General features: G+C 66.4%; 3 protein-coding genes. All 3 read right to left on the reverse strand.

What is annotated here, in order from left to right:
- Positions 1 to 180: 180 nt before the first annotated feature.
- The 3 genes from ACFW0G_RS45430 to ACFW0G_RS45440 all read right to left on the reverse strand — a co-directional run bounded on the left by ACFW0G_RS45430 (position 181) and on the right by ACFW0G_RS45440 (position 2,331).
- Positions 181 to 1,173 carry an NAD(P)/FAD-dependent oxidoreductase gene (locus ACFW0G_RS45430; protein WP_378331812.1) on the reverse strand — a complete coding sequence of 331 codons (993 nt, stop codon included), beginning with the start codon at positions 1,171 to 1,173 and terminating at the stop codon, positions 181 to 183.
- Positions 1,157 to 1,579, reverse strand: a complete 423-nt coding sequence (locus tag ACFW0G_RS45435; protein WP_378331813.1) for a cupin domain-containing protein — start codon at positions 1,577 to 1,579, stop codon at positions 1,157 to 1,159. The genes ACFW0G_RS45430 and ACFW0G_RS45435 overlap by 17 nt, the downstream gene beginning before the upstream one ends.
- A gap of 134 nt (positions 1,580 to 1,713) precedes the next feature.
- Positions 1,714 to 2,331, reverse strand: a complete 618-nt coding sequence (locus ACFW0G_RS45440) for a flavoprotein (RefSeq protein ID WP_378331814.1) — start codon at positions 2,329 to 2,331, stop codon at positions 1,714 to 1,716.
- Between the last annotated feature and the right edge of the window lie 482 nt (positions 2,332 to 2,813).

The raw sequence follows: 2,813 nt of genomic DNA on the forward strand, positions 1-2,813 counted from the left end.
ACCTATGTCCACATAGGACTCTCGTGCCGGTAAGGCCACCTTGGGGGCGTCAGACGCCCCCAAGGTGGCCTTACCGGCATCGCGGCACGCCGAGAATGTCACATTGTGTGCCGTGGGGGCCTCAAAGACCCCTGCACGGCAGCACAATCCATAACGGACGACACCCCACAAGCCCCGGTGTCAGGCGGCGCCGACGTCCGACCGCGGAGCCGTGTCGGTGGCGACCAGGTTCTTGTCGGCCGCGATCGCGGCGAGCGTGCCGCTGGCCGTCGCCAACGCGACGAAGGGCATCGGCATCGGCATGCTCGCCCGATGTGCCATGTCACCCGCGGCGTACACCCCCGGGACACTGGTCAGCTGGAAGTCGTCGACTTCCACGCACCCGTCCGGCAGCAGGCGGCAGCCCAGCTTTTCGGGCAACTCGGAGCGCTGCCCGAACTGCCCGACGGCGAAGAGCGCGGTCCGGGGGAGTGGCTCGCCCGACTCGAAGTCGATACGCTCCAGCCCCTTTTCACCGGATACCAGCCGGACGATCTTTTCGCCGCGGACCGGTATCCCGCTGTCCGCCAGCCGGCCCAGCGCCGTCGCGTCGATCTCGTCGAGGCGGCCGTCGGCACACAGGACGACGTCGGCGCTGAACCTCCGCAGGTGCAGCGCGAGGTCGACCATGATGCCGTCGGTGTACAGCACGGCGATCGGGTTGTCGCGGGCCGCCTCGTAGCCGTGGCAGTACGGGCAGTGGTAGATACCGCGTCCCCACGCCTGCTCGAAGCCCTCGATCGGCGGCAGTTCGTCCGCCAGGCCCGTGGCGAACACCAGGCGCCGTGTCCGGACGGCCGAGCCGTCCCCCAGCGTCAGCTCGAAACCTTCGCCGTCCGCCAGGGGTTTGGCGTCGTCGACGGTCGCGTTCCGGATTTCGACGGTGGGATACTGCTTGAGTTCCGAGTGGACGATCGCGCGGAACTCACTCGGCGGCGTGCCGTCCCGGGTGACGAAGTTGTGCATGTTCTCGGCGCGTGCGTTGCGGTATTCGCCGGAATCGAGCAGGAGGGCAGGCCGGATCGCGCGGCCGAGGGTGAGGGCGGCGGCGAGACCGGCCGGTCCGCCGCCGATGACGATCACGTCGAACACGGGGAACTCCTCGAGGTCGGCCGGACTAGTTCGTGTCGTCATTTCCCGCCTGCCGCTGAGTGCGCACCACGTGCAAGCCCTCCGCTTCGGCGTTCTTGGCCACCGCCCGCCCGGTCTTGCGCAGTTCCTCCTCCGGGCTGAACATGATGACCTCGGTGCCCGCCTGGTGCTTCAGCGGGGCGTGCCCGGCCGGCGTGTAGAAAGCGTCGCCGGTTTCGTAGACCTCGTCCCGGTCGGCCAGGCGGACGGTCATGCGGCCCTTGATGACGTATCCCCAGTGCGGGCACTGGCATTGATCCTGCGGCAGGCCCTTGAGCAGCGGGGTCGCGTCGATGTCCTCGTCGAAGATGGTGAAGTTGGCGGAGTAGCCGTCGAGGACCTCGTACCGGTCCCGGACCGGGCCGAGTTCCTCGACCTGGGTGGCGCTGTCCCACGAAACTTTCGGCATCGTTGTGGCTCCTTCGTTCGGTCGGGCGTCATCAGCCGGATACCTGAACGGTAGGCGCCGCGAGGCGAGGTGCTCATCTCCAACGTTGCTGATTTCGTGCCGGTAAGGATTGCCGGGTAGCAGGATAGGACGGATCAGGCACTCGTGGGGAGCTGGAGCATCCTGAGCTTGTGCTCGGCGACGGCGGCGAGCACGTTGCCGGGGATCCGCCCGACGCCGGATCCCATGGTCCGGCTGGCGCGCGAGGCATTGGGGCCGGCTTCCAGGATGTGGTGCCCGTCGGCGAGAAGAGTGTCCGCGGTCCGGCGTACTCCGGGACTGGACCACATCTTCGCGTTCATACACGGCTGGAAATAGACACCGGGACCATGGGCGCACACCAAGGCCGCCACGAGCGTGTCGGCTACACCGGTAGCGGCCTTGGCCAAGGTCGTCGCGGTGGTGGGCGCGATCACCAGGGTGTCGGCTCGTTGCAGGAGGGTCACGTGCAGGGGGTTGTCGACCCAGTCCTCGTCGGTGTAGACCGGTACCGAAAGATCGGCGAGGAACAACTCGGCCGCGGTCGGCGTGGCGACCACGGTGATGTCGTCGGCGTAACTCGCGGCCTCCTCGACCAGTTCCCCGGTCGAAGAAGCACAACTGGAGCCACATACGCCGATCACCAACGAGCCCAATGGCCTTCCGGTGATGGTGTCCCCGGACGACGTTCGCACCTGTGTCTCCGGCTCGCTGTTGGCGGAACTCTGTGTCATCCGTCATTTCCTTAGTGTGAGTTATCATCCAATAAATTGGGGTGTTGCCGCGACTATGCGGCAACACCCCGGCTATCGGTTCGGCTCGTGCGAACTATCAGTCGCAGGGCTCACCGGTCATCACCGACGGGGCGACGGTGACGTGGGCGAAGTCGACCGACTCGGCGCCGGCGGTGGCGAGCAGCTCGGCGTCGGAGACCTTGGTGATGTCGATCATGATTTCTCCTGATGTTGAGGTTGTGCTGGGGGATGGTTCAGGTGGTGAAGCGGACGGGTGGTTAGTGCCGCTTCACCGGGTTGTGCGTCGGTTCGGCTTGTGCGAACTATCAGTCGCAGGGCTCACCGGTCATGACCGACGGGGCGACGGTGACGTGGGCGAAGTCGACCGACTCGGCGCCGGCGGTGGCGAGCAGTTCGGCGTCGGAGATCTTGGTGATGTCGAACATGGTTTCCTCCTGGTGTCCGGTGTGAAGAATGCCTGG

Source organism: Amycolatopsis sp. NPDC058986 (genome assembly GCF_042741125.1).
Taxonomy (GTDB): Bacteria; Actinomycetota; Actinomycetes; order Mycobacteriales; family Pseudonocardiaceae; genus Amycolatopsis.

Coding starts and splice junctions, on each gene's coding strand:
- ACFW0G_RS45440 (WP_378331814.1), bottom strand. CDS start 2,331: ATGACACAGAGTTCCGCCAACAGCGAGCCGGAGACACAGGTGCGAACG.
- ACFW0G_RS45435 (WP_378331813.1), bottom strand. CDS start 1,579: ATGCCGAAAGTTTCGTGGGACAGCGCCACCCAGGTCGAGGAACTCGGC.
- ACFW0G_RS45430 (WP_378331812.1), bottom strand. CDS start 1,173: ATGACGACACGAACTAGTCCGGCCGACCTCGAGGAGTTCCCCGTGTTC.